This window comes from Chryseobacterium sp. GW821-FHT04C04 (assembly GCF_059420365.1).
Genome location: NZ_JBWKTO010000001.1, coordinates 57960 through 81899 on the forward strand (window position 1 = coordinate 57960; position 23940 = coordinate 81899).

Annotated in this window: 25 protein-coding genes; 13 read left to right on the forward strand and 12 right to left on the reverse strand. The window is 37.0% G+C overall.

Annotated features, from left to right (window positions below; genetic code table 11):
- Window positions 1–46: 46 nt before the first annotated feature.
- A complete protein-coding gene (locus tag AC07UM_RS00255) occupies window positions 47–1117 on the forward strand; it encodes an SDR family oxidoreductase (RefSeq protein ID WP_494683007.1) in 1071 nt (356 codons plus the stop codon).
- A gap of 237 nt (window positions 1118–1354) precedes the next feature.
- On the opposite strand, the gene AC07UM_RS00260 is transcribed toward AC07UM_RS00255, so the two are convergent.
- The 3 genes from AC07UM_RS00260 to AC07UM_RS00270 are packed head-to-tail and all read right to left on the reverse strand — an operon-like array spanning window position 1355 to window position 3372.
- Complete coding sequence (locus AC07UM_RS00260; protein WP_494683006.1) at window positions 1355–2158, reverse strand: helix-turn-helix domain-containing protein; 804 nt, start codon at window positions 2156–2158, stop codon at window positions 1355–1357.
- Window positions 2159–2176: 18 nt separating this feature from the next.
- Window positions 2177–2578 carry a GlcG/HbpS family heme-binding protein gene (locus tag AC07UM_RS00265; protein WP_494683005.1) on the reverse strand — a complete coding sequence of 134 codons (402 nt, stop codon included), beginning with the start codon at window positions 2576–2578 and terminating at the stop codon, window positions 2177–2179.
- Between the two features lie 5 nt (window positions 2579–2583).
- A complete protein-coding gene (locus tag AC07UM_RS00270; protein WP_494683004.1) occupies window positions 2584–3372 on the reverse strand; it encodes an SDR family oxidoreductase in 789 nt (262 codons plus the stop codon).
- 195 nt (window positions 3373–3567) lie between these two features.
- On the opposite strand from AC07UM_RS00270, the gene AC07UM_RS00275 reads away from it, so the two are divergent.
- The 6 genes from AC07UM_RS00275 (at window position 3568) to pdeM (ending at window position 11930) form a co-directional block, all read left to right on the forward strand.
- Window positions 3568–5016 (forward strand): S41 family peptidase, encoded by a 1449-nt coding sequence (locus AC07UM_RS00275; protein ID WP_494683003.1) that lies wholly within the window; start codon window positions 3568–3570, stop codon window positions 5014–5016.
- A gap of 232 nt (window positions 5017–5248) precedes the next feature.
- On the forward strand, window positions 5249–6271 hold the full coding sequence (locus AC07UM_RS00280; protein ID WP_494683002.1) for a ligase-associated DNA damage response exonuclease: 1023 nt from the start codon (window positions 5249–5251) through the stop codon (window positions 6269–6271).
- A complete protein-coding gene (locus tag AC07UM_RS00285; RefSeq protein ID WP_494683001.1) occupies window positions 6268–7848 on the forward strand; it encodes an ATP-dependent DNA ligase in 1581 nt (526 codons plus the stop codon). Before AC07UM_RS00280 ends, AC07UM_RS00285 begins: the two co-directional genes overlap by 4 nt.
- Before the next feature lie 185 nt (window positions 7849–8033).
- Entirely contained in the window at window positions 8034–10484 is a 2451-nt protein-coding gene (locus AC07UM_RS00290; RefSeq protein WP_494683000.1) for a ligase-associated DNA damage response DEXH box helicase, read from the forward strand.
- Window positions 10485–10633: 149 nt separating this feature from the next.
- Window positions 10634–11236 carry a 2,3-bisphosphoglycerate-dependent phosphoglycerate mutase gene (locus tag AC07UM_RS00295; protein ID WP_494682999.1) on the forward strand — a complete coding sequence of 201 codons (603 nt, stop codon included), beginning with the start codon at window positions 10634–10636 and terminating at the stop codon, window positions 11234–11236.
- Between the two features lie 49 nt (window positions 11237–11285).
- The gene (pdeM, locus tag AC07UM_RS00300; protein WP_494682998.1) at window positions 11286–11930 is read left to right on the forward strand and encodes a ligase-associated DNA damage response endonuclease PdeM; all 645 of its coding nucleotides are present in this window, start codon (window positions 11286–11288) and stop codon (window positions 11928–11930) included.
- A 4-nt stretch (window positions 11931–11934) separates the two neighbouring features.
- Here pdeM and AC07UM_RS00305 read toward each other — a convergent pair whose 3' ends face one another.
- The 3 genes from AC07UM_RS00305 to AC07UM_RS00315 form a co-directional block, all read right to left on the reverse strand.
- Window positions 11935–12786: a GLPGLI family protein gene (locus AC07UM_RS00305; RefSeq protein ID WP_494682997.1), complete on the reverse strand. Its 852-nt coding sequence runs from the start codon at window positions 12784–12786 to the stop codon at window positions 11935–11937.
- Window positions 12787–12862: 76 nt separating this feature from the next.
- Window positions 12863–13075 (reverse strand): bacteriocin-like protein, encoded by a 213-nt coding sequence (locus AC07UM_RS00310; protein ID WP_494682996.1) that lies wholly within the window; start codon window positions 13073–13075, stop codon window positions 12863–12865.
- Window positions 13076–13457: 382 nt separating this feature from the next.
- A complete protein-coding gene (locus AC07UM_RS00315; RefSeq protein ID WP_494682995.1) occupies window positions 13458–14675 on the reverse strand; it encodes an MFS transporter in 1218 nt (405 codons plus the stop codon).
- Window positions 14676–14824: 149 nt separating this feature from the next.
- Between AC07UM_RS00315 and AC07UM_RS00320 the strand changes: the two genes are divergently transcribed.
- The 4 genes from AC07UM_RS00320 (at window position 14825) to AC07UM_RS00335 (ending at window position 16602) form a co-directional block, all read left to right on the forward strand.
- Window positions 14825–15415, forward strand: coding sequence for a TetR/AcrR family transcriptional regulator (locus tag AC07UM_RS00320; protein ID WP_494682994.1), 591 nt, complete (start codon window positions 14825–14827; stop codon window positions 15413–15415).
- Window positions 15416–15485: 70 nt separating this feature from the next.
- Window positions 15486–15944, forward strand: a complete 459-nt coding sequence (locus AC07UM_RS00325) for a hypothetical protein (RefSeq protein WP_494682993.1) — start codon at window positions 15486–15488, stop codon at window positions 15942–15944.
- A gap of 2 nt (window positions 15945–15946) precedes the next feature.
- The gene (locus AC07UM_RS00330; protein ID WP_494682992.1) at window positions 15947–16249 is read left to right on the forward strand and encodes a DUF3817 domain-containing protein; all 303 of its coding nucleotides are present in this window, start codon (window positions 15947–15949) and stop codon (window positions 16247–16249) included.
- Window positions 16246–16602 carry a rhodanese-like domain-containing protein gene (locus AC07UM_RS00335; RefSeq protein ID WP_494682991.1) on the forward strand — a complete coding sequence of 119 codons (357 nt, stop codon included), beginning with the start codon at window positions 16246–16248 and terminating at the stop codon, window positions 16600–16602. Before AC07UM_RS00330 ends, AC07UM_RS00335 begins: the two co-directional genes overlap by 4 nt.
- 42 nt (window positions 16603–16644) lie before the next feature.
- On the opposite strand, the gene AC07UM_RS00340 is transcribed toward AC07UM_RS00335, so the two are convergent.
- Together AC07UM_RS00340 and AC07UM_RS00345 are read right to left on the reverse strand one after the other, a co-directional pair.
- Window positions 16645–17598, reverse strand: coding sequence for a nitrilase family protein (locus AC07UM_RS00340; protein ID WP_494682990.1), 954 nt, complete (start codon window positions 17596–17598; stop codon window positions 16645–16647).
- A gap of 66 nt (window positions 17599–17664) precedes the next feature.
- Window positions 17665–18462, reverse strand: a complete 798-nt coding sequence (locus AC07UM_RS00345; protein ID WP_494682989.1) for a DUF6597 domain-containing transcriptional factor — start codon at window positions 18460–18462, stop codon at window positions 17665–17667.
- A gap of 257 nt (window positions 18463–18719) precedes the next feature.
- Between AC07UM_RS00345 and AC07UM_RS00350 the strand changes: the two genes are divergently transcribed.
- Entirely contained in the window at window positions 18720–19226 is a 507-nt protein-coding gene (locus tag AC07UM_RS00350) for a pyridoxamine 5'-phosphate oxidase family protein (RefSeq protein WP_494682988.1), read from the forward strand.
- 122 nt (window positions 19227–19348) lie between these two features.
- Here the strand turns inward: AC07UM_RS00350 and AC07UM_RS00355 are convergent, their stop codons facing one another.
- From AC07UM_RS00355 to AC07UM_RS00365, 3 genes are all read right to left on the reverse strand, one after another.
- Window positions 19349–19582: a thioredoxin family protein gene (locus AC07UM_RS00355; protein ID WP_494682987.1), complete on the reverse strand. Its 234-nt coding sequence runs from the start codon at window positions 19580–19582 to the stop codon at window positions 19349–19351.
- Between the two features lie 9 nt (window positions 19583–19591).
- The gene (locus AC07UM_RS00360; RefSeq protein WP_494682986.1) at window positions 19592–20476 is read right to left on the reverse strand and encodes a dihydrodipicolinate synthase family protein; all 885 of its coding nucleotides are present in this window, start codon (window positions 20474–20476) and stop codon (window positions 19592–19594) included.
- A gap of 167 nt (window positions 20477–20643) precedes the next feature.
- The gene (locus AC07UM_RS00365; protein WP_103234631.1) at window positions 20644–21099 is read right to left on the reverse strand and encodes a cupin domain-containing protein; all 456 of its coding nucleotides are present in this window, start codon (window positions 21097–21099) and stop codon (window positions 20644–20646) included.
- A 101-nt stretch (window positions 21100–21200) separates the two neighbouring features.
- On the opposite strand from AC07UM_RS00365, the gene pdxR reads away from it, so the two are divergent.
- Complete coding sequence (gene pdxR, locus AC07UM_RS00370) at window positions 21201–22631, forward strand: MocR-like pyridoxine biosynthesis transcription factor PdxR (RefSeq protein ID WP_494682985.1); 1431 nt, start codon at window positions 21201–21203, stop codon at window positions 22629–22631.
- 125 nt (window positions 22632–22756) lie between these two features.
- Here the strand turns inward: pdxR and AC07UM_RS00375 are convergent, their stop codons facing one another.
- Window positions 22757–23893, reverse strand: coding sequence for an Atu1372/SO_1960 family protein (locus AC07UM_RS00375; RefSeq protein ID WP_494682984.1), 1137 nt, complete (start codon window positions 23891–23893; stop codon window positions 22757–22759).
- Between the last annotated feature and the right edge of the window lie 47 nt (window positions 23894–23940).

The following is a 23940-nucleotide window of genomic DNA, read 5'->3' on the forward strand; positions in this document are numbered from 1 at the left end:
AACCTGTTTCCGTTCATAATTTTGTACAAGAAATTTTACAATACTTATGGAAAATATTGCATTGGTAGTAGGTGCTACCGGAATTACAGGAAGTAACCTTGCCGAAGAATTGATCGCACAAGGCTGGACAACCTATGGCTTATCCAGAAACCCCAACAACAATACCCCAGGTCTTCGTCCTGTAAAGGCAGATCTTCTGGATGAACAATGCCTTACTGAAGCACTGGAAGGGATCTCTCCTACCCACATTTACTTTACGACATGGATGCGTAACGATACTGAAGAAGAAAACATCATTGTCAACAGCAAACTGGTAAGAAATTTATTAAATGTTTTATCGCCTAAAAAATCAGTGAAGCATGTGGCTTTGGTTACAGGGCTTAAACATTATTTAGGACCATTTGAGGCTTATGCTAAAGAAGGCGTTTTACCTGAAACACCTGTAAGAGAAGAGCATCCAAGACTTCCGCTTCCCAATTTTTATTATGCACAGGAAGACGAAGTGTACAAAGCTTCCGAAAGAGATGGCTTCAGATGGAGTATTCACAGACCTCACACCGTTGTTGGATATGCCATTGGAAACCTGATGAATATTGCAACCACATTGGCCGTATATGCGAGCATCTGTAAGGAAACCGGAAGAAAATTCATATGGCCGGGATCAGAAGCACAATGGAACGGAGTTTCGGACGTAACGGATGCCAGAATATTGGCTGCACAATTGGTTTGGGCTTCTACTACAGAATCCGCAAAGAATCAGGCATTCAATATCACGAATGGAGATGTTTTCCGATGGAAATGGCTATGGAAAAGGCTGGCAGACTGGTTCGATGTAGAAGCTGAAGGCTTCAATGGTACTATAAGACCTCTTGAAAAAGAACTGGAAAACGATCACCAGATTTGGTCAGAAATAGCAGAAAAATATAACCTTAAAGAAAAAGATCTTGACCGCCTGTCTTCAGCATGGCATACAGATCTGGATCTGGGAAGACCTTTGGAGGTGATGTGTGATATGTCTAAAAGCAGAAAACTTGGATTTACAGCCTATACAAGCACAGAAAATTCTTTTACAGATGTTTTTGAAAGACTGAGATCAGAAAATATAATCCCTTACTAGTATGTAGGAAAACGCAAAGACCCAGGAAAATCATCAATGATTGATAGATTCTCGCAGATCTTAGAGATTACGCAGATGCTGTGGTTAATCAACTATAATTTTGAAATATTCAGTGTTCAATTTTATCGGAGATAAAATCCTTGCGTTAAAATCATCACATTGTAAAACTTTTCTTGCGTCTTTGCGTTTTTCCAATAGTTAGATTATAGTATAATTTGTATTTTTTATGGTTAAAAGTTATACTTCCGTAGTCGTTACGCCAAATTTCTTTTTGAAAGAAGAATAAAAATGGGATAAATTCTCAAAACCCAGATCAAGATAAATATCTGAAGGCTTTTTATCCCTGTTTTTAATTAAATAATAGGCTTCTGTCAATCTTTTTTCTTTCAGCCATTGCTTGGGCGTCATCTCAAACGTTTTATTAAAATCCCTCTTGAAACCCGAAAGACTACGACCTGTAAGCCGTGCAAAAGCATCTACCGATACATTGAACATAAAATTCTTATTCATAAACTCTTTAAGATCAATTTTATAAGGTTCAGAAAAATCAAAAAGGAGATTTTTAAGATCAGGATTACTCAGCAAAAGGAGTTCTATGGCTTCTTTCACCTTTAAAACCGCTAACTTCGGAGGAATTTCCTGTGTTTTATTGACGTAAGGAATAAGAGAAGCAAAATAGGTTTCAAAAAAATCATTGGGTTCAAAAAACAACCGCTGATTTCCTGGAAAATTGCTATTTACAACAATTTTGTTATCAGTGGCATACTGTCTCAGTGTTTCATCATCCAGTGTGATGGAGATAAACTGATACTTTTCATGAGCTGAAGGATATTTAATCGTTCTGATCAGTTGATTTTTCCTGACCAGGACCACTGTATTTTCTTTGATCACCGTTTTACCCTGTTCATGAAAAGCATGAGTTTCCCCGGATATCTGAAATCCAAGAAAATGGTCCGGAATGAACTCCTCATGCCCTCTATAAGATTCAAAAGCACATGAATAAACCAGTTTGTCGAATATGATTTCAGAAGTATTTTCCATACTACAAATATCTGAAATTTAAGCAATAACCTGAGCGCCCGCCTCTGCAATTTCTTTATCCTGCTCGGGAGTTCCGCCTGATGAGCCTATAGCACCAATAATCTTACCTTGTGCATTCTTAAGGACAACACCGCCAGCAATAGTCAGAAGTCCGTCATTGGAATTCAGCATTCCGTACCCATGAATGCCGGTTTCTGAGATAATTCCTCCCATCAGATCACTGTTTACACCAAACATCACTGCTGTTTTTGCTTTTTTAATGGCAAAATCAATCACTCCGTAGACACTGTCCAGTCGTGCCAATGCAACCAGGTGACCTCCAGCATCTACCACGGCAATAGTCACAGGAATATTCATAGACAATGCCTTTTCTTTGGCTGCATGTAAGGCTTTTTCGGCAATATTATAATTCAACTCCATGATATTTAGCTTTTTGAGGTCCATGCATCTGCCTGAAGTTGTTTTACAAAATCTTCAGTTTCTTTTGGATGTACATTTCTGAAATGACTCTCATCATCTAAAGCTACATTTACAATCACGTCTGCCATAGACTGTGGATCAAGCTGGTGGGCTAAAGATTCTGCCGCTCCATCAAAAGCAGATTCCGGAGTGAAGTTATTTTTCGGATCATACCAATGGAAAATAGAATCTACTCCCCTGTCATTAAATCCTGTTCCAAATACACCCGGGTTGCAGGTTGCAATTTTGATATTAAACGGAGCAAGTTCTGTTCTCAATCCTTCAGCGATAGATTCCAATGCATGTTTTGAAGCACAATATGCAGCGACATACGGAACTGTCCATAAACCTCCCATTGAAGAGGTGAAAACAATTTTACCCTTCTTTTTTTCAACAAACTTTTTGATAAAACCCTGGGCAAGGTTCAATGCACCAAACACATTCACCTCAAACATAGAACGGATAATATCAACAGGCTGCTCAGCAATCGGGCCGCCTTCCATGATTCCGGCATTGCTGATTAAAATATCTATTTCATACTTTTTTAAGATATAATCAATATCTCTTTGGCTGGTTACATCCAGTTTATCCACCGTAAGGTCAATATGCTGTTCTTTAGCTTCCCGGATTAAATCACTCATCTGAGGATAGACCTGTGCAGTAGCAATTACCTTATGTCCTTTTTTAGCAAGATCAAAAGCAGCCATCTTTCCGAATCCACTTGCTGCACCTGTAATTAAAATTGTTTTACTCATTGTATTCTTTTTAAATGTTGGTACAAATTTCAAAGATTTCAGGAAGCTCAATATTGCTGCAGCGTTCAATTTTATATTGCTGAAAAGTCCAGATAATCCTATGAGAAGGGAATGTTTGGCTAAATAAATACTTTCAAAATCATAAAAAATTATATTTATCGTTAGATTTGCACCTATTAAACTAAAAACCATTGTATGCTTAAAATTAAGACACTTCTTTTAATTTTTATCTCCTCCTCTTCTTTTAGCTTTGCTCAAAACTGTGATTGTGAAAGCAATTTTCAATGGGTAAAAAAAACATTTGAGGAAAATGACGCCGGATATCAATATGCAATTGATAAAAAGGGAATTTCTGCTTATCAGGCTCATAACAATGACTTTCTGAACAAAATCAAAAATAGAAAAGCAGATTTAGAATGTGCTCAGACCATTTACGAGTGGCTTAAATTCTTCAGATCCGGTCATTTTTCCGTTTCAATGATTGAAAAGAACAATCAACTGACAGAACCTGCAGCCACGGAAAATAGTAAAACAGAAAGTGTAAAAGTAGATATTGATAATTTTAAAAAGGAAGTTGTCTCTAAAAAAGACTCAGATATTGAAGGAATATGGGAAGTCCAGCCTTACACCATAGGAATTAAAAAATTTGGAGATATCTATAAGGGTTTTATTATCAAATCGGGGGCTGAAAACTGGAAACCTTATGAATTAAAACTCACTCTTAATGCTGATAAAACAAAAGGAACTTTCTATTTAAGAAACAAATCCGGTCAGGAAATAACCAATGTAAGATTTATTGGAAAAAATTATCTTGAAATCAATGATTTTACCTTAAAAAGAATTTCTCCGAAATTTGAAAAAGATGAAAAGATTGAGACTTATTTTGAAGCAACCATGGCTGAGAAACCTTTTTTGAAAGAAATTAATAAAAGTACTCTTCTTTTAAGGATTCCTTCGTTCAACGGAGCATTGAAAAAAGATATAGACAGCGTTATCGCAGCCAATCAGTCTAAAATTGAACGCACAGAAAATCTCATCATTGACATTAGGAATAATGGCGGCGGAAGTGACAATAGTTTTGCTAAAATCATTCCGTATCTCTACACTAATCCTATAAGAAGCGTAAGAACACAGTTTTACTCTACAAAACTGAATAATCAGAGAATGCTGGACCTTTATGAAAACTATCAAAAGTATGGGATCTCTCCGGAGGACAGGGAATATCTGAAAAAGTCTTATGACAAACTAACCCAGAATTTGGGCAAGTTTGTAAGTCTGCAGGATGATGGAAATATAGTAGGAGTCAATAAAATGGATAAAATCTCACCGTATCCCCAAAATGTAGGAATTATCATCAACAGCGGAAATGGCAGTACGGCAGAAGAGTTTTTGCTGGCTGCTAAACAAAGCAAAAAAGTAAAACTTTTTGGAACCACAACTGCCGGGGTTTTGGATATCTCCAATATGTATTTTGTCAACTCTCCCTGCAACGAATTCAAATTAGGATATTCTCTCTCTAAAAGCTTCCGTATCCCGGAGATGGCCATTGACGGAAAAGGGATTCAGCCGGACTATTTCATAGACAAAACAATTCCTGATTATCAATGGATTGATTTTGTAAATGATGTCCTGAATGAAAAATAATATAGAGAAGCTGTTTCGAATAGAAGCAGCTTTTTTTTATGCTTTACAATCTTCTTATAATCCTTCCTTTCATTATTTAAATGCTATTGAATATCAATATAAATGGGGGTAAAGCCCATTTAATCTTTAAAATATTCCATCGGCTTTAGCCCAAACCTAAGATAAAAAAATAAATAGTTTGTTGTAAATTGGTTAAGTTTTTGAAGCTTATTCTACAAAACCAGTCACACCATTGAAATTAATCACATTTACAAAAAAAGGAATTTACTGTCCGCAGGGTAAATTTTATATAGATCCATGGAGACCCGTAGATATGGCGGTTATTACTCATGGGCATGCTGATCATGCCCGTTGGGGAATGAAAAAATACCTTTGCCATCATTTCACGAAACCTATTCTGCATCAAAGAATAGGCATGGATATCGAGTGCCAAAGTTTGGAATATGGAGAAATTGTGACCATCAATGGAGTAAAACTTTCGCTTCATCCTGCCGGACATATTATTGGTTCCGCACAGATCAGGCTTGAATATAAAGGATATGTGACCGTCATTTCAGGGGATTATAAAGTTCAGGATGACGGGCTGAGTACTCCTTTCGAGCTGGTAAAATGTAATGAATTTGTTACGGAAAGTACTTTTGGCCTCCCTATTTACAACTGGCTTGAAGTTCCGGATTTAAATAAAAAATTACAAAATTGGGTACTGAAGAATAAAGAAAATAATAAAACATCAGTCTTTATCGGATATTCTTTAGGAAAAGCCCAGCGTATTATGAAGGCTGTAGAAGGCCTGGGAAAAATATATGTACACTATTCCATCGGAAAACTGAATGAAGCCTTTGAAACAGTGGGAATCGACCTTCCTGAGTATACCATTGCAGACTTCAGGGAACGCCCAAAAGAGATGGAACACGAAATTGTCATTGTCCCTCCAGCTTTACTCGACAGTAATATCATCAAAAAAATTCCTGATCCGGCTACCGCAATATGCTCCGGCTGGATGCAGGTTCGTGGTGCCAGAAGATGGCGCAGTGCAGATGCAGGCTTTGCCATGAGTGACCATGCAGATTGGAAGGGATTATTGCAGACTGTAAAAGCCACAGAAGCAGAACTCGTACATGTAACGCACGGACAGACGGAAGTGTTTTCAAAATATCTGAATGAAATAGGAATCAAGGCAGATGTTGTGGAAACCCTATTCGGTGAAGATGAAGAAGAATCTGAAAAAGAAACCATTGAAAATCCGGAATCATGAGACATTTTGCAGACCTTATCAATGCATTGGAAACCACCAATAAGACCAATACTAAAATTGATGCCATCATTGATTATCTGGAACGTGCTCCGGATGAAGATAAAGTATGGTTTATTGCTTTGTTTACCGGGAAAAGACCCAAAAGAAACGTCAATACCAATTATATGAAAGAATGGGCTCTGGAAATCACCAGGCTTCCTTTCTGGTTGTTTCAGGAATCTTATTCTTCTGTAGGAGATCTTGGTGAAACACTATCATTGATTCTTCCGCCTCCACAGGAGAAAATAGAACGTACCTTGTCCGAATGGATGAATGATATTGTTGGTTTGAAAGGCAAAACAGATTCTGAAAAGAAAGAATTCGTCTTAAACTCATGGAATGGTTTAGATTATACTGAACGCTTGATTTTCAATAAATTAATTGGCGGAAGTTTCCGTATCGGGGTCTCAGATAAAACATTAATCAATGCGCTGACCAAATTCTCCGGTCAGGAATCGAGTGCATTGATGCATAGTTTAATGGGAAAATGGCTGCCGGATGAGGTCTCATTCAAAGAACTTATTGATGCTGAAAATGTGAATCCCGACAATTCAAAACCTTATCCCTTCTGCCTTGCCTATCCTTTGGAAAAACTACCTGAAGAACTGGGAAATCCTGATGAATGGCTGGTAGAATACAAATGGGATGGAATACGCGGGCAGATCATTCGTAGAAACGACGAAGTGTTCATCTGGTCAAGAGGTGAAGAACTCGTTACAGAACAATTTCCAGAAGTGACAGAAGTCGTAAAAGCGATGAAAGGCAACTTTGTCATAGATGGAGAAATACTTGCGGTAAAAGACAATAAGGTTTTAAATTTTAATGAATTACAAAAAAGATTAAACAGGAAAACTTTAACTAAAAAAATGTTATCGGAAATTCCGATTGAAGTCTTTGCCTATGATTTGCTGGAACTTGAAGATCATGATCTGAGAGAAAAGCCCATCTCTGCAAGAAGAGCCTTGCTTGAAGAATTATTATTAAATGAAAATCCTCAGAATATAAGTCTTTCCAACAGTCTGGATTTTGAAAAATGGGAAGAACTGGATTCGCTTCGTGAAAATTCAAGAACGGTAAACAGTGAAGGTTTGATGCTCAAACAAAAAAACTCACCCTACCATTCCGGCCGGAAAAAAGGCGACTGGTGGAAGTGGAAAATCAATCCGTTTACTATTGATGCAGTCCTTATTTATGCCCAGAAAGGAAGCGGCAGACGAAGTGCTTATTATACCGATTATACTTTTGCTGTGAAAAATGGAGATGCTTTAGTGACCATAGCCAAAGCGTATTCCGGATTGACGGATAAAGAAATCATGGAAGTAAGTCGATTTGTTACCAAAAATGCCATTGAGAAATTTGGACCTGTGAGAACCGTAAAAGCAGAACTTGTTTTTGAAATTGCTTTTGAAGGCATTGGTTTCAGCAACCGTCATAAAAGTGGTGTTGCTCTTCGATTCCCAAGAATTGTAAGATGGCGGAAAGATAAAACGGTAGATGAAATTGACAACCTTGAAGAAATCAAAAAATTAATACAATAATATTATAACGCAATGACGCAAAGATTTTTAATTTAAGACTACTATTTTCTTGTTCGCAAAAGCATTTCGTTCATCTATATTAAAATATGGACTTTACTAAGTGAAACGCCCTTGCGATCGAAAATAAAACAATATCATATAAAATCTTAGCGTCTTTTGCGTTAAAAATTTAAACTAAATATAAATTGGCAGCTTTTGAACATACCGACGGATTGAAGATCATTCAGCAATGGATGACTGATAAAGGCATTGCTCCTTTTAAATTCCAGCTGGAAACGTGGAAGAAATTTGGAAACGGTTACAGTGGAATGGTGGTGGCCCCTACCGGTTTCGGAAAAACGTTTTCTGTCTTTTTAGCATTGGTTTCAGATTTCCTGAATCATCCTGAACAATACAAAAGAGGACTAAAAATGATCTGGATTACCCCATTGCGGTCTTTATCCAAAGATATTGCGAAAGCCATGCAGGAAGCGATTGATGAAATTGGACTTGATTGGGCTGTAGGCGTAAGAAATGGAGATACCGATCCGAAAGTGCGACAGCAGCAGGTGAAAAAAATGCCTGAAATTCTCGTTGTTACTCCCGAAAGTCTTCATCTGCTTCTGGCTCAGAAAAACAATGAAACCTTTTTCAGAGATATGAAATGTGTTGCTGTGGACGAATGGCATGAATTATTAGGTTCAAAGCGCGGTGTTATGGTAGAACTGGGCATTTCACAGCTTAGAAAATATGTTCCCAAGATAAAAATATGGGGTATTACCGCAACCATTGGAAATCTTGATGAAGCCATGCATGTTCTTATTCCTTATGATATAAAAAAGACAAAAATTACAGCCAAAGAACACAAAAAGATAGATATTATTCCTGTTTTTCCGAACGAGATTGAAATATTACCGTGGGCAGGACATCTTGGAAACAAGCTTGCCGATAAAGTTGTTCCAATTATTCTGGAGTCAAAATCTACGATTGTTTTTACCAATACCAGGAGCCAGAGTGAAATGTGGTATCAGCTTCTGTTGGATGCTTATCCTGATTTTGCAGGTCAGATCGCTATCCATCACAGTTCCATTGATGCCCATTTGAGAATCTGGATTGAAGAAAATTTAAGTTCCGGCAAATTAAAAGCTGTGGTTTCTACCTCATCCCTTGATCTAGGAATTGATTTTAAACCTGTTGATACCGTTATTCAAATTGGATCTGCCAAAGGCGTTGCACGATTTCTGCAAAGAGCCGGCCGTAGTGGGCACTCCCCTTTTGAAACCTCCAGAATCTATTGTGTTCCAACCCATTCTCTGGAACTGATTGAAGTTTCAGCTTTAAAAGAAGCCGTAAAACAGAAAGTTGTTGAGCCCAGAGAACCACAGGTTTTATGCTTCGATGTGCTGGTTCAGTTTCTGATGACATTGGCTGTGGGTGATGGTTTTTATCCTGATGAACTGTACGAAAGAATCAAAAAAGTATATGCCTTTCAGGAAATCCTGGATGAAGAATGGAAAAGTATTCTTGAATTTCTTACCATTGGCGGAAGTGTTCTGAAAAGCTATGAAGAATTCCATAAGATCGTCATTATGGAAGACGGGCTTTACAAAGTAACTTCAAGAAAAATTGCCATGCTTCACCGGATGAATATGGGTGTGATTGTAAGTGATGCCATGCTCAAAGTAAAATTTATTTCCGGAGGATATATCGGAATGATTGAAGAATATTTTATTTCGAAACTGAAAAAAGAAGAAAAATTCATTCTAGCGGGCCGTACCTTGGAAGTCGCCATGATCAAGGATATGACGGTCTATGTAAGAGCAGCAAAAGGAAGGGCTTTAGTGCCGAGTTACCTTGGGGGAAGACTGCCTCTGAGCTCCAATCTGGGACATTTTTTAAGAGAAAAACTTTCATATGCTTTAAATCCTAAAGCTTCGGAAAAAGAACTTAAATTTCTGCATCCTCTGCTCGCCAATCAGGAAGAAAATTCCCATATCCCAAAAGAAAATGAATTTCTGGTGGAAATGATCAAAAATCGTGAAGGATATCATGTCTTTATGTATCCTTTTGAAGGCCGTCTGGTGCATGAAGTGATGGCCGCTCTGATTGCCTATCGTATTTCCAAGCTGGCTCCTATTTCCTTTTCGATGGCGATGAATGATTACGGGTTTGAGCTGTTCAGTGATAAGGAAATTCCTTTGAATGAAGATAATCTCCAGCAGATATTAACCCGGGAGAACCTCATGAATGATGTGATTGCCAGTATCAATTCTGCTGAAATGGCGAGAAGAAAATTCAGGGATATTGCCGTGATTTCAGGAATGGTTATTCAAAACTATGCAGGACAGCAGCGCTCCAACAAATCTTTACAAAGTTCTGCCGGACTTATTTTTAAAGTTCTGGAAGACCACGACTCCAATCATTTTTTAGTAAAACAAGCCTATACAGAAGTCTTTAATATGCAGCTTCAGGAACAACGGCTGGTAGAAGCTTTTAAAAGGATTGAAAAGTCTGAAATTATTTTAAAACATTCCCGTTCTTTTACTCCGCTCAGTTTCCCGATAAAAGTAGACAGTCTGAGGCAGACCCTTTCGAGTGAAGGGCTGGATGCAAGAATTAAAAGAATGCTGAAACTATCCAATATAAGCGATATCTGATGAGCTCATCAACGCTTTTTTGAATGAATTTACCTGTCATTTTAATCTTATTCTTAGCCTAATATTCTAAGTTAATTTTCTTGATACATTTAAATAATCATCGTACCTTAGAGTATACCTTCTTAGAAGTATAAAATAAAATTTAAATAATGGAAAAGTTGTTCTTAGTCCGTCACGGACAGTCACTCTGGAATCTTGAAAACAGATTTACAGGCTGGAAGGATATCGATATAACAGAAGCTGGTATTGAAGAAGCAAAAAAAGCAGGTCTTTCTTTACAAGGAGAAAAAATAGATATAGCTTTCACTTCTGCACTCATCAGAGCACAGCATACCCTCTCTATCATTCTGAATGAAATAGGAAATCCCAATATTCCGGTCGTTATGGATAAAGCATTAAACGAACGTTCTTACGGAAATCTTGAAGGATTAAACAAAGCAGAAACCGCCCTGAAATATGGTGACGAGCAGGTTCATACCTGGCGCAGGTCCTATGACGTGGTTCCTCCCGGAGGAGAAAGTCTTAAAGACACCTGCAACAGGGTGATTCCCTATTTTGAAAGTCAGATAAGACCATTATTAAAGCAGGGAGAAAATGTATTGATCGTTGCTCATGGAAACAGCCTGCGTGCTTTGATTATGTATCTGGAACATCTGTCTCCTGAGGAAATTTTAGAACGGGAAATTGCGACCGGAATTCCTCTGACTTATGTTTTTGATGAAAAGTTTCATGTAAGCAGGAAGGTCAGCTGATGCAATTAATATAGTTCAATAAGTCTATTCAAATTTTCAATTATAAAGCGTGTTTATAGCAACCAAAAGCATTTCTATCCAAAACGAAATTTTTATTCTGACCAATCAGCGTGCAGCATTCTGGGATAGAGAAAAAGCATTAGTCCTTTCTGATCTTCACATCGGGAAAACTGCCCATTTCCGTAAAAATGGTATCGCATTAGCGAATCATATTATGAAAAGCGATCTGGAAAGATTATCAGCTCTGATTGAATATTTTCAGCCTGAAAAATTTATTGTGGTTGGAGATCTGCTGCATGCCGGAGACAATTCTGATGTGGACGAATTCTGTACATGGAAAAGCCAATATCCCCATATACAGTTTTATCTTATTGAAGGAAATCATGACCGGATTTCAAAAGCTCTGGAGAAAAAACTATGTTTTAATCACAAAACTGAGTGTCTTGAAATAGAAGGCATTACCTTTATTCACGATTTTGATTCCGAAAGATCCGGATTCCAAATTACCGGTCATATTCATCCGGGAATTGTCCTGAATTCTGCTGTTAAAAATATAAGACTCCCCTGCTTTGCTCTCAGTAATAATCAGTTATTGCTCCCAGCCTTCAGTGAATTCACAGGATTGGATACTAAAAATCTGCCTAAGAAAAGTACATTTTTTGTGTTTACCGATGCGGATATTTATGAAATTTAATAACCTAAGGTGTTAATTCGAGTGGATTTTGATATTGGCTGTTTTCCTCCCTTGTTTTTTCTCTCTTTTTTAACATTTCCTGTCCTTTTACGATAGTGGTTCCATAGCTTGCAAGTACGGCAGCTGTATTCGCTTCATTATTTCTTTGTGCTTGTTTCAATTTAGATTGTGTTGTTTCTACAGCCCCGGTATATCTGCTTTTCTTAATATTGATTAATCTTCCTTTTAATTGAGAATCAGATACAGATTTTACCAGCTCAAAATCAAAATCTTCCTTGTCATCCGTTATTTTCACAATCAAACCGGGTAATCCACTGAATTTCATAGGGCCATACGGAAACGGAATTTCGGGGGCATACCATGCTATCCAGTTTCTTCCTTTAAAGGTAACTTCTGCTTTTTTGCAATGTATGGTATTGATTACTTTAGTTTCATTCACAAGTTTCCAGTTCTTTATGACCGGCTCTTTATAGGTGAGTAATGCCATGAAAACTGAATCAAAATATTGTATATTTTCATTGGATTGTACAATGGTAAAGTTAAAATCTGTTTTTGGAATTACTGTTCCTTCCTTGTAGCTAAGAGTTATGCTTCCGTTTGGATTATTTGTTGTTATTCTTGAATTCTCCATTACCGAATCTCCTTTCAGGGATATGCTACTTGCAAAAAATGCACGATTATCCCCTATTTGTAATGAAAATACCTCTTCATGTCTATTATCAATTCGCGTATCAAATTTAGCTTTTAGTATATAAGTAAACTCACCACGCAGCATATCCTGTTTGTATGATTGAGCATAGGATAAAATACTATACAGTAGAATGAATATTTGGAATAACTTTTTATGGTTATGCATAGGAAATTTTTTCATTATAAAATTGCACTTATAACGCATTAATTTACGTTATAAGTGCCTAAGTTAAGATTAATTTCTATGCCAAATTTGTACTAGAACCACTATGAGTAGGTGTTTTGCAGTAATTTTTTTCAATTTCATCTACCCAAGCATTTGCTTGTTGTGGGGTCCAATCCTGAGTTGTTGTAGCTGTAAAGCCACATTTAGTAATTGCAATCCAAGTTTGTGGTTGTAACCCTCCTTCTACCATTTTAAGGTCATTTCGGGATAATTTTTTTAAATTTTTCATTATTTATGTATTTAAAATTAGATGATAAATATATACAATTAACTCAGACATAAAGACCATTTTTTATTATGTTAAACACTTTTAAATCAAGCAAAATAAGCTATACTTGTTTAAATAATGAAAAGAATTCTTAAAGAATAATCATATGATTTTTATATATGCAGATCACTTGTCATAAGCAGAAAAACTTTAATATAAACTTTTTACAAAAAAAAATAAAGGCAGATCAAAATCTGCCTTTATAAAACCATCTACTCCATCATCACCGTATTGGTTTCCTCTTCATTTATATACCTCTAACATTCTGGTTTTTGCTCTATCCATGTCAAGGTTTAAAACCTTGACATGGATTGATAAGTCGGATAAAACTATTAGTGAAATCTTATTTTTTCTTGCTTAAGCTGATACTGTACATGGTAATCAATACTGTAACTACCAGGAATAAAGCTCCAATCCATGGTGTACTCACCAGTCCCAAAGATGAAGTTACAATCATTCCTCCGGCATAAGATCCTATTGCAATACCAATATTGAATGCCGCAATATTGATCCCTGAAGCGACATCCTCAGTACCGGGAAGTTCTTTTTCTGCAATCTGTACCACCAATAGCTGAAGTCCCGGAACCGAAGCAAACGATAATGCTCCTAAAAAGAAAAGGGTAATGATACTTAAAACCGGACTGCTTACCGTAAAATAAAATGCTAATAAAACCAATCCCTGCGCTGCAAACATCCATAGAAGAGCTTTCAAAGGATTTTTATTGGCTACCTTTCCACCAATCAGATTTCCCAATGCAATGGCAATTCCATAGATCAACAGGATAAACGTAACGGTAGATTCGTGAAATCCAGTGATTTTCTGTAAAATAGGTGACAGATAAGTAAAAACTACAAATGTTCCTCCATATCCCGTTGCAGTCATCAAAAAGGCAAAAATAAGACGTTTATTTCCCAAAACTTTAAACTGACTTTTTAAAGAAGCGGACTTCCCGTTTTTCAGATTATTGGGAACCAGTAATAAGCTGGCTGCCAATCCGATGATGCCAAGAATTGAAACGCCTATAAAGGTCGCTCTCCATCCGAAATGCTGCCCGATAAAAGTACCCAGCGGAACTCCTGTTACAATGGCCAGCGTAAGTCCTGCAAACATAATAGAAATAGCGGTTGCCCTTTTTTCTTCAGGAACCAGTGATGCCGCAATGGTAGAACCAATGGAAAAATAGACCCCATGGGCAAAACCTGTTAATATTCTTGCCAAAACAAGTGTTATAAAGCCGGGAGCAATAGATGCCAATCCATTCCCGATAACAAACAGCAGCATAATGGAAACCAAAAGCATTTTACGCGGAATCTTCCCTGTTAAAGCCGTTAAAATCGGAGCTCCAATTGCCACTCCTATGGCGTAAAGACTCACCAGCAATCCTGCTGAAGGAATCGTGATTCCAAGATCAGAAGCTACTGTTGGAAGCAGGCCTACAATCACAAATTCTGTAGTTCCTATCGCGAAGGCACTTATTGTAAGTGCCCATAAAGCTGCAGGAAGACCCTTTTTTACAGTCTGTGATGCAGTATTGGTCTGTATTTCTTTTTGAAAATTCATTGTCTTGTATTTTGTTGATATTGACAAGGCAAATTTCCGACGAAATATTGTATTATAAAAATTATTTAAATTGTACTAATGTATCAGAATAATGATAGTTTTATTTTTTATTTAAATTTTGTTCCTTTGTATTATAAACAGCAGTTTTTATGAAAAAATCCGAAGCGACCCGTCTTACTATTCTCCAGAAAGCATTTGAATTAATCTATGAAAAAGGCTTTCAGACAACGAGTATTGACGATATTATTGCAAAAACTCAGGTCACAAAAGGTGCTTTTTATTATCATTTCAAAACTAAGGATGAAATGGGTCTTGCCATTATCACAGAACTTTTGCAATCAACCTTCAGAAAAACTTTTATTGATACTTTGCAAAACGGCCCCAATCCTCTGGAAAACATCTATCAGGTCTTCTATAATCTTCTTATGGAAAATGATTTTCTAAGGGTCGAATATGGCTGTCCTACTTCTAATTTTGTACAACAGATGGCTCCATGGCATATTGCTTTTACCGAAGCTCTGCACAAACTTTCAAAAGAATGGGAAAATGCTTTCACAGAATGTATTGAAAAAGGGAAAGAAGCCGGATTGATCAAAAAAGAAGTGAGCTCAAGAGAAGTGAGCGTTTTTGTAATTTCTGGATATTGGGGCGTAAGAAATATGGGTAAACTTGAAAACTCAAAAGAAGTTTATCTTGTTTATTTAAAAGGACTTAAGTCTTATTTCAATACTCTTCAATAATTTTTTTGACTAAAAACATACTAATTAGTATGTTTTTGTCATACCTTTGCTTCATTCGAAAAAACAACCGATGTATCAGACTCTTACTTTTTTGCACTCCCTGACCCGCTGGCTGGTTTTATTAAGCTTACTTTATGCAATTTTCCGTTCTTTTAAAGGATATTTTTCAAGTAGAAAATTTACCAAAACGGATGATTCAGTACGGCATTGGACCGCTACTATAGCGCATATTCAATTGATCATAGGAATGATATTTTATTTTAAAAGCCCGGTTATCCAATACTTCTGGAAGAATCTGAGCGATGCCAAAGAATCTTTTGAACATCTGTTTTTCGGATTAATCCATATCTCACTGATGATAACGGCAATTATTATCATCACGATCGGATCTGCTTTAGCCAAACGAAAGGATTCAGATAAAGAAAAATTTAAGACTATGGGAATCTGGTTTTTCATTGCACTGATCATTATTTTCATTGCGATTCCTTGGCCCTTTTCTCCTTTTGCAAACAGACCTTATTTCAGATAATTATGATGAATTTATTTAAAACAAAGATCGGCCGGTTGAGGATTCTGGCTATTTTAGAAGGCATTTCACTGTTGAGCCTAATATGTATTGCTGTTCCTATGAAATATGGGATGGGAAACCCTCTATTTGTAAGAGTATTGGGTCCCGTTCATGGAACATTATTCCTTCTTTTCCTGTTCAATACGCTGAGCGTGGGGGTAGAACAAAACTGGAAGTTCAAAGAGGTTACATGGAAAGTGATCTTAGCCTGCTTTATTCCGTTCGGAACGTTTTATATTGATAAAAAAATACTAAGCAAGCTATGAAGAGTTTTCTTATATTCTGCGGTATAGCGCTTATCTTGTATGTTGCCTATAGAATTTACCGGTTCCAAACCCTAGATAATGGATTACCTGCCTTGATGAAAAAAGGAGCCGTTATTCTTGATGTAAGAACCGAAAAAGAATATGAAACAGGACATATAAAAGGTTCCGTCAATATTTCGCTGGGAACCATCAGAGAGCGATACAGAGAACTTGATCCTGAAAAAACATACATCACCGTATGCTCTCACGGGTTAAGAAGTGTAAAAGCTGAAAATATTCTAAAAGAAAGGGGTTTCAAGCACATTTACAATGGCGGTGCCTGGAGCGATCTGCAGAAAACCATTAATCAATAAATAAATCTCTCCTATAGATTATACTACAGGAGAGATTGTATTTTAAACTGTTTTATCATCAAGCCAGACCACTTTCTGCTCAGATGAATGTTCCTGTCCTATTATTGCGCCATACAACTCCGGCCTGCGGGCTTTAATATACCTATGCCCTCCTGCCTGGGTAAGCTTTTCAGGAGTAATCACGGCAGATTCGAAACTATCGTCGAAGGAATGGCATTCTGCAATGACATCACCGAAAGGATCTATAATCATGGAGCATCCGTTTTTCAATTGGTCATCATCCATACCAATCGGGTTTGAGAAAACAATATAAGCTCCGTTATCATAAGCTCTTGATGGCAGCCACTTCATCAGCCAGTCTCTTCCCTTCATCCCATTAAATTCTAACCGTAAAGAAGTAGGATCTGCTTCTCTGTTTTCCCAAAGCTGAGGATCTACAAAACCAGCTCCCGGCCTTGTGGAAGGCGTACACATGGTCACGTGAGGCATGAAAATAATTTCAGCACCAAGAAGTCTGGTAGCCCTCACATTTTCAATAATGTTGTTGTCATAGCAGATGAGAATACCACACTTCCATCCCAAAATATCGAATACGCAATACTCATTACCGGGGGTAAGATGGGGATTGATAAAAGGATGCAATTTTCTATATTTTGCTTTCAACCCTGTTTTATCAACGCATACGTAAGCTTTGAAGAGATTATTATGCTCATCTTTTTCAAACAACCCGGCTAATATGACGATATCATAGTGAGCAGCAATCTCCTGTAGTTTTTGAATGCTTTCTCCTTCCGGAATCATCTCTGCAACATCAAGCAGCTGTTCTTTAGAAAGCTTTCGGGCGAAAGTATAGCCTGTAACAGAGCATTCGTGGAAAACGATTACATCAGACCCTTCAGAAGCAGCTTTACCAGCCAGTTTTTCTATAACGGAGAGGTTATAAGCTTTGTCTCCACTTTTATTTTCAAATTGTGCGGTTGAAATTTTAATATTCATTGATTTTTTTTGACAAAACTAGATCAGATCGTCATCAAAAAATTGTATAAAACCGACATGAATAGGTTACAACTCAATAAAATTAACAGCCATTTTATTTTCTGTCTTCAGGTATTGTTTGGGAGTAAGACCGATATTATTTTTAAATTCCCTGATAAGGTGAGACTGGTCAGAATAGCCTGCTTCATAAGAAAGCATCGCCATATTTTTATGATCAACACCTTTATTAATAAGGCTTAAGAAATAATGAAGGCGTATAATATTTCCATATTTTTTAGGGGTTACTCCCATATGATATTCAAACTTTCTTTCCAGGTGGCGTTCTGAATATCCTGTAAATTTTTCTAAGTCCCTGGATGATACAATACCTTTATGCTGAAGAATATATTTTTGAGCAGCCATCATAATCTGGTGATCAATACTTATTCTTTCTGATAAAAATTCGGTGAAAAAAGTATTCAGGTTATTAATAATACTTGAAGGATGAGCTTTATTAAAAAGGTTTTCCTGAAAGACTTCCAATCTGTTTTTTAAAACATCTTCCACAGAAATAATCTGATTTTGGATTTCTTTTGCAGATGTTTTTAAAAGGATATTCAGAAAATACGGTTGGAATACAACAGCAATCAAGGAAAATCTGCCTTTTGAAGAAAAATCTTTATAGCCGTTTAATGCTCCATAAAAAAAAGAAAGAGGCATACGTTCTTCCGAAATCCCTGAATACAGATTCATATTTCCGGATAGAATAAGCCCGCTGCTCCCATCAGTAAACAGTCGTACAGATTTTACCTCTTTTTCAGAATTTTCTAAAAAAATATAATGCCTGATAAAAGGAGCCAAATGCTTGGGAGGTGAAATCTGCATACTTCAAATGTACAAAACTTTTTAAAGCTGTTCTCCTATCTTAAAACATGAAAGTAATCAATATAAACGTAGAAAATTTCTTAGCACCTTTGCTCTTTTCCATCTCAAACCTTAATAAATATTTACAAGAAATCTGATTCAGGTACCACATTTTATTCCCTTTTGGTCGGGTATTTGAATGTTTTAATCCATAATATTCATCGAATTCTGTTGAATAAATTCATTTAAATATCAACCAATCACTTAAAATAGTAATTATGTCAACACAAAATCTTACCCATCTCGAAGCGATCAAAAAGATCAAGGAATTGTCAGAAAAAGCCCGAATATGTATGTTTTGTACAGATTTGGAAACTGTTCCTGTAAATTCAAGACCCATGACTCTGCAAGAAACGGACGACAGCGGAAATCTCTGGTTTATCAGCAGTGGAAACAGCAACAAGAATTTTGAAATAAAAGAAGACCGAAAAGTACAGCTGTTTTTTATGAATAACAGCGACTCCCAATATCTTTCAGTGTATGGAAAAGCTTCTGTTTATAAAGACAAGGCTACGATAGAAGAAAAATGGTCTCCTCTCGCAAAGGCCTGGTTTGACGGAAAAGATGATCCTAATGTTACCATTATCCGGGTAGAACCCAAGGAAACTTATTATTGGGATACTAAAGCAGGAAAACTGGTGAGTCTGTTTAGTTTTGTTGCATCAGCAATAACAGGACATAAAACCAATAACTCTGACGGCATAGAAGGAAATGCAACTATTTAAAGAAAAAGCGGCATCATCTGTGAACTCCGCGAGAGAAAAAACAGAAACCGCACCTTTGCATTTCTCCAAAAACAAAAAAAAACGGCTCAAGAAATTGAGCCGTTTGTACAAGATTAAAAATACTATTTTTTCACATCTTCCAGAGATGCTCCAAAATTAATATGAAGAACATTTCCGTTAGGAGTTACTAAAGCAGGCACAGATTGTACACCCGCTTTTTCAGCGTCTTCAATTTTATTTCTATCGTTTCCCAAATGGATGATTTCAACATTTTCAGGGCCTACAAGATTGATAATATCGTGTTCTGCACTGATGCACACAGGACATCCGGCATGATAAAAAATGGATTTTTTCATAAGATTGTATTAATGAGTAAGGGTTGTAATAATCTTTTTTAATTCTTCGGTTTCCTTTTCCTGAAGAGGTTTTAAGGGACTTCTCAGGTTTCCGCCATCTTCACCCAGAATAGTGAGACCTGCCTTTACAGCTCTCGGCAATCCTTTACTGACAATAAATTTTAAGAGGTCAAACTGCTGGTAGAAAATAGCTTTTGCTTTTTCAAGGTTTCCTTCCTCCACCGCATTATACAGGTTGATATTGAGTTCAGGAATAAGATTCGGGGCTGCTGTACACCACCCTCTCGCTCCGGCAGAAAATGCTGCCAATGCCAAAGGATTTGAACCATTATAGAACGCTACTTCTTCTCCCAATTCTCTTCTCAGAGAATGCATTCTCTGTATATCTCCGGTACTTTCCTTGATCATGGTTACATTAGGAATCTCAAGAAGTCTTTTCAACAGAACGGGTGACATATCTACTCCACTCGTGGCAGGATTATTATAGGCCATAATAGGAATGGAAATTTTACGGGCTACCGCATCATAATGTGTTACAATCTCATCATCAGTAAGTTTCCAGTAGCTCATCGGAATAATCATTACTGCATCTGCGCCTGCTTTCTCTGCAAATTGAGCATGATGGATTGTTTTCTCCGTTGTAAGATTGGAAACCCCTACAAGCGTCGGAATTCTTCCTTTTACCTGCTGTAAAGTGGCTTCTGTCAATTCTTCCTTTTCCTCATCGGACAGATAAGGCATTACTCCCGTACTTCCCAACGGAGCAATCCCATGACTTCCGGAAGTGATCAGCCTTTCTACAAGATGTTTGAAAAGGGTAATATTTACTTTTTCATTTTCATCAAAAGGGGTTATGGGATAGGCAATAATCCCTTTGAATGGCACATTTTTCATGTTTAGTGAGTTTAAAAATTTAAAATAATTTTTAGCAAAAGGCTTAAACCATTAAGAGAGATTAAATTGTTAAGACCATTAAGTAATAGTTTCACTTTGGAAAAAAAATCATATCCATTATCAATAAAATCTGTAAAACGATCCCTTAATGGTTTACATCTCAAATATTAAAGGTCTCTGCCTTCCTCTTCTCTCAAAGCAACTCCTAAGTTCTGTAGTTGAGGAGCATTTTCGCAGGCAATATATTTGGCAGATTCCGTATCACTTAGGTTCTGATGCTTATGCCATGCCCATGAAGGGATATATACGGCATCTCCGGCTTCCCAATGTACTTTTTCACCTTCTACTTCTGTCCATCCTTTTCCTTCAATGACAAACAATACGGTTTCATAAGTATGACGGTGCTTATTGGTCTGCTGCCCAGGAAGTAGTCCGCCGATTGTCATACTGACATTTTTACTCGGAAGATCTACAAAGAACACCGGATGCTTCCTTTCCGTTGAAAACTGATTGTGCTCTCCTGCGTTCTCTACATTCTTATGAAGTAAATGGCTTGGCTTTACATACTTTGGTCTTGCAAAAGTTTCGTGGAAATCTTTAGAACTGAATTCTTTCTTGTCCATGATTTTAAAATTATTATAGTTTTGTGCTTTATTGCATGACAAAATTATTCTATATTTGGACCGTTAAAATGATTCAGTTTTTATATAAATAGATAGTCCAGATGTTACGACCTTGGAAATTAGAATTAGAAATTGATAAAAAGCTTGATAAAGCAGTTTATCTACAGATTGCAGATACTATTATCAATGATATCCGTTCAGGCAGATTAAAAGCCGGGAATGCACTTCCCGGAAGCAGGAATCTTGCGCAGATGTTAAAAATCAACAGGAATACTGTTGTGGAAGCCTATCAGGTGCTTATCAATGAAGAATGGGTAATTTCTAAAGAAAGAAAAGGTATTTTCGTATCAGAAAAACTGCCTGTTCTGCATGAGAGAAGTGCTGATCATATCAATAATACCAAACAGCAGAAGGTATTGCCTACTGGGTTTTTAATCAATTTTGACGATGGTCACCCAGATAGTAAAATTGCACCTGTAACGGAGCTGGCAAGAGCCTACAGACAGATCTTCAGCATCAAAGCAAAGTGGCAGATGATGGGCTATGGAGATGAACATGGTGATATTGAATTTCGAAAAGTAATCTCCCAGATGCTCAATCACCAGCGTGGAATGCATATTCATGAAAATGAAATTTCAATTACACGAGGCAGCCAGATGGGAATGTTTCTCACCGCGCAGAGTCTTTTAACTTCAGGAGACCATATTATTGTGGAAGATCCCGGATATCAGCCTGCATGGCGTGCTTTTGAATATGCTGGAGCAACCCTCCTACCTGTTCCTGTAGATCAAGAAGGAATCAGTATTGAAGCCATTGAAAGACTGGTAACGCAGCATCAGACTATAAAAGCCATATACATAACTCCTCACAGGCAATATCCTACTACAGTTACCCTGAGTCTCTCAAGAAGATTAAGACTGGTCGAATTATCGAACCAGTACAATATCACGATTATTGAAGATGATTATGATAATGAGTTTCATTTTGGATATCGTCCTATACTGCCGATTTCAAGCTTTCCCGAACTTCACAATTATGTATATTTCGGAACATTGAGTAAAGTAGTAGCCCCTGCTTTGAGAATTGGTTATATGGCGACTAAAAATCAGGAATTACTGGAGAAAATAGGAGATCTGAGGAAAATTATTGATGTACATGGAGACGTGATTATGGAGCAGGCTGTTCTTCAATTGATCAGAGAAGGTGCTATGAAAAAACATATTAAAAAAGCAACGGTATATTATAAAAACAAGCGAGACTTTGTTTTTGAATTGTTGAAAAAACATATGAAAGACACTGTAGATTTTACACTGCCTGAAGGGGGGCTCGCCTTTTGGATTCTTCCCAAAGCACAATTGGATTGGGATATCGTAACAGATTTACTGCTGGAAAAAAATATTAAGATCATTCATCCGAAACAATACAGTCAAAATCAGGTTAATGGTTTCAGACTAAGCTATGGAGCGCTTTCTGAGGAGCTGCTGGAGCAAAGCATTCTTATTATTTCAGAGGTTTTTTCTAAATTTTCTTAATTATTTTGAACCACAGATGCACACAGATTTTTATGCTTTCATCAGGATCCATTGTATCCTTTAAACATTTATTATCCATATGCATCTGTGGTTGATATAATTCTATTGCAGATTTTAATTGAAGTCTACTCTACTTCAAAAATAGCCTGAATCTCCACTGAAGAGCCTACAGGAATAGAGGAAGCTCCCAAAGTAGCTCTGGCATGTTTTCCTTTCTCTCCGAAGACTTCAACAGCCAGATCAGAAGCAACGTTCATCAGGTCTGCATGTTTGGTATAATCATCTTTGGTGTTAAAAATTCCGGTAAGCTGAACACATTGTTTTACTCTGCTTAAATCTCCGCCTACAGCTTCATTCAATACAGAAATAACATTCAGCATAGTCACTTTTGTAGCGTCCTTTACCTCTTGTTCATTGACTTCCACTCCTAATTTGCCAGGATTGAAAATCTTTCCGTCTTTCAAGGCAACCTGATTAATAAATACCAGATTTCCGGAACGTACAAACGGCTGATAATTTCCTGCCGGTTTAGGAACCTGTGGAAGTATAATATTTTTCTGTTTCAATATTTCATTGAAATTCTGATGTTTTTCCACCATAGCTGTCGTCTTTTTAGGTCTTGTATCTTTTAGTGCCAACGTTACTTTTGCAAAGTTTTTTCCTTGTAGCTCAGCAATATTTCGTTCCCCTTTTGTAGGTCGGTCAACATCTTTTAAAGAAGCCATACTCGTCACTCCTAAAACAGTATTTCCCTGCGGAATCGCTTTATTAAGTTCTTCAGTTCCTCGAATTCCATTAGAAACCAATACCATTCCGTGTACCGCAAGACTGTTCCAGAATGCCTGAAGTGCCAGCTCTTTTCCCGCTCCACTTCCTGCCGACATGAATACCGTCGCCGGAACACCTTCTAATCCATGATTGGTCCAAATTTGAACCGTTTTGGATAAAAATTCACTCATACCTGTACTGATGTTTCCGAAATAAACCGGTGAGCCAAAAGCGATTCCATCATAATTTGTCAATTCATCTACCGTTGCAACAGGCAGATTTTTCAGATTGGGATTTTGTGATGCTTTGACCAATTTGATATAGGGAACTGCATTGTTTTCGCTTTCAATTCCTTTGGCAATTTCCTTAGCCAGTTCGTAAGTTCCCCCATTATCGGAATGGATAAGAACCAATATTTTAGCTTTATTTTGTGCCATGATGTTGGTGGTATTAGATAATAACATTAAAATAAAAAAAAGACATAGTTTTTTCATTCTGAATAAGATATAGGTTTTATTTTTATTGATATAATTGATAGTAC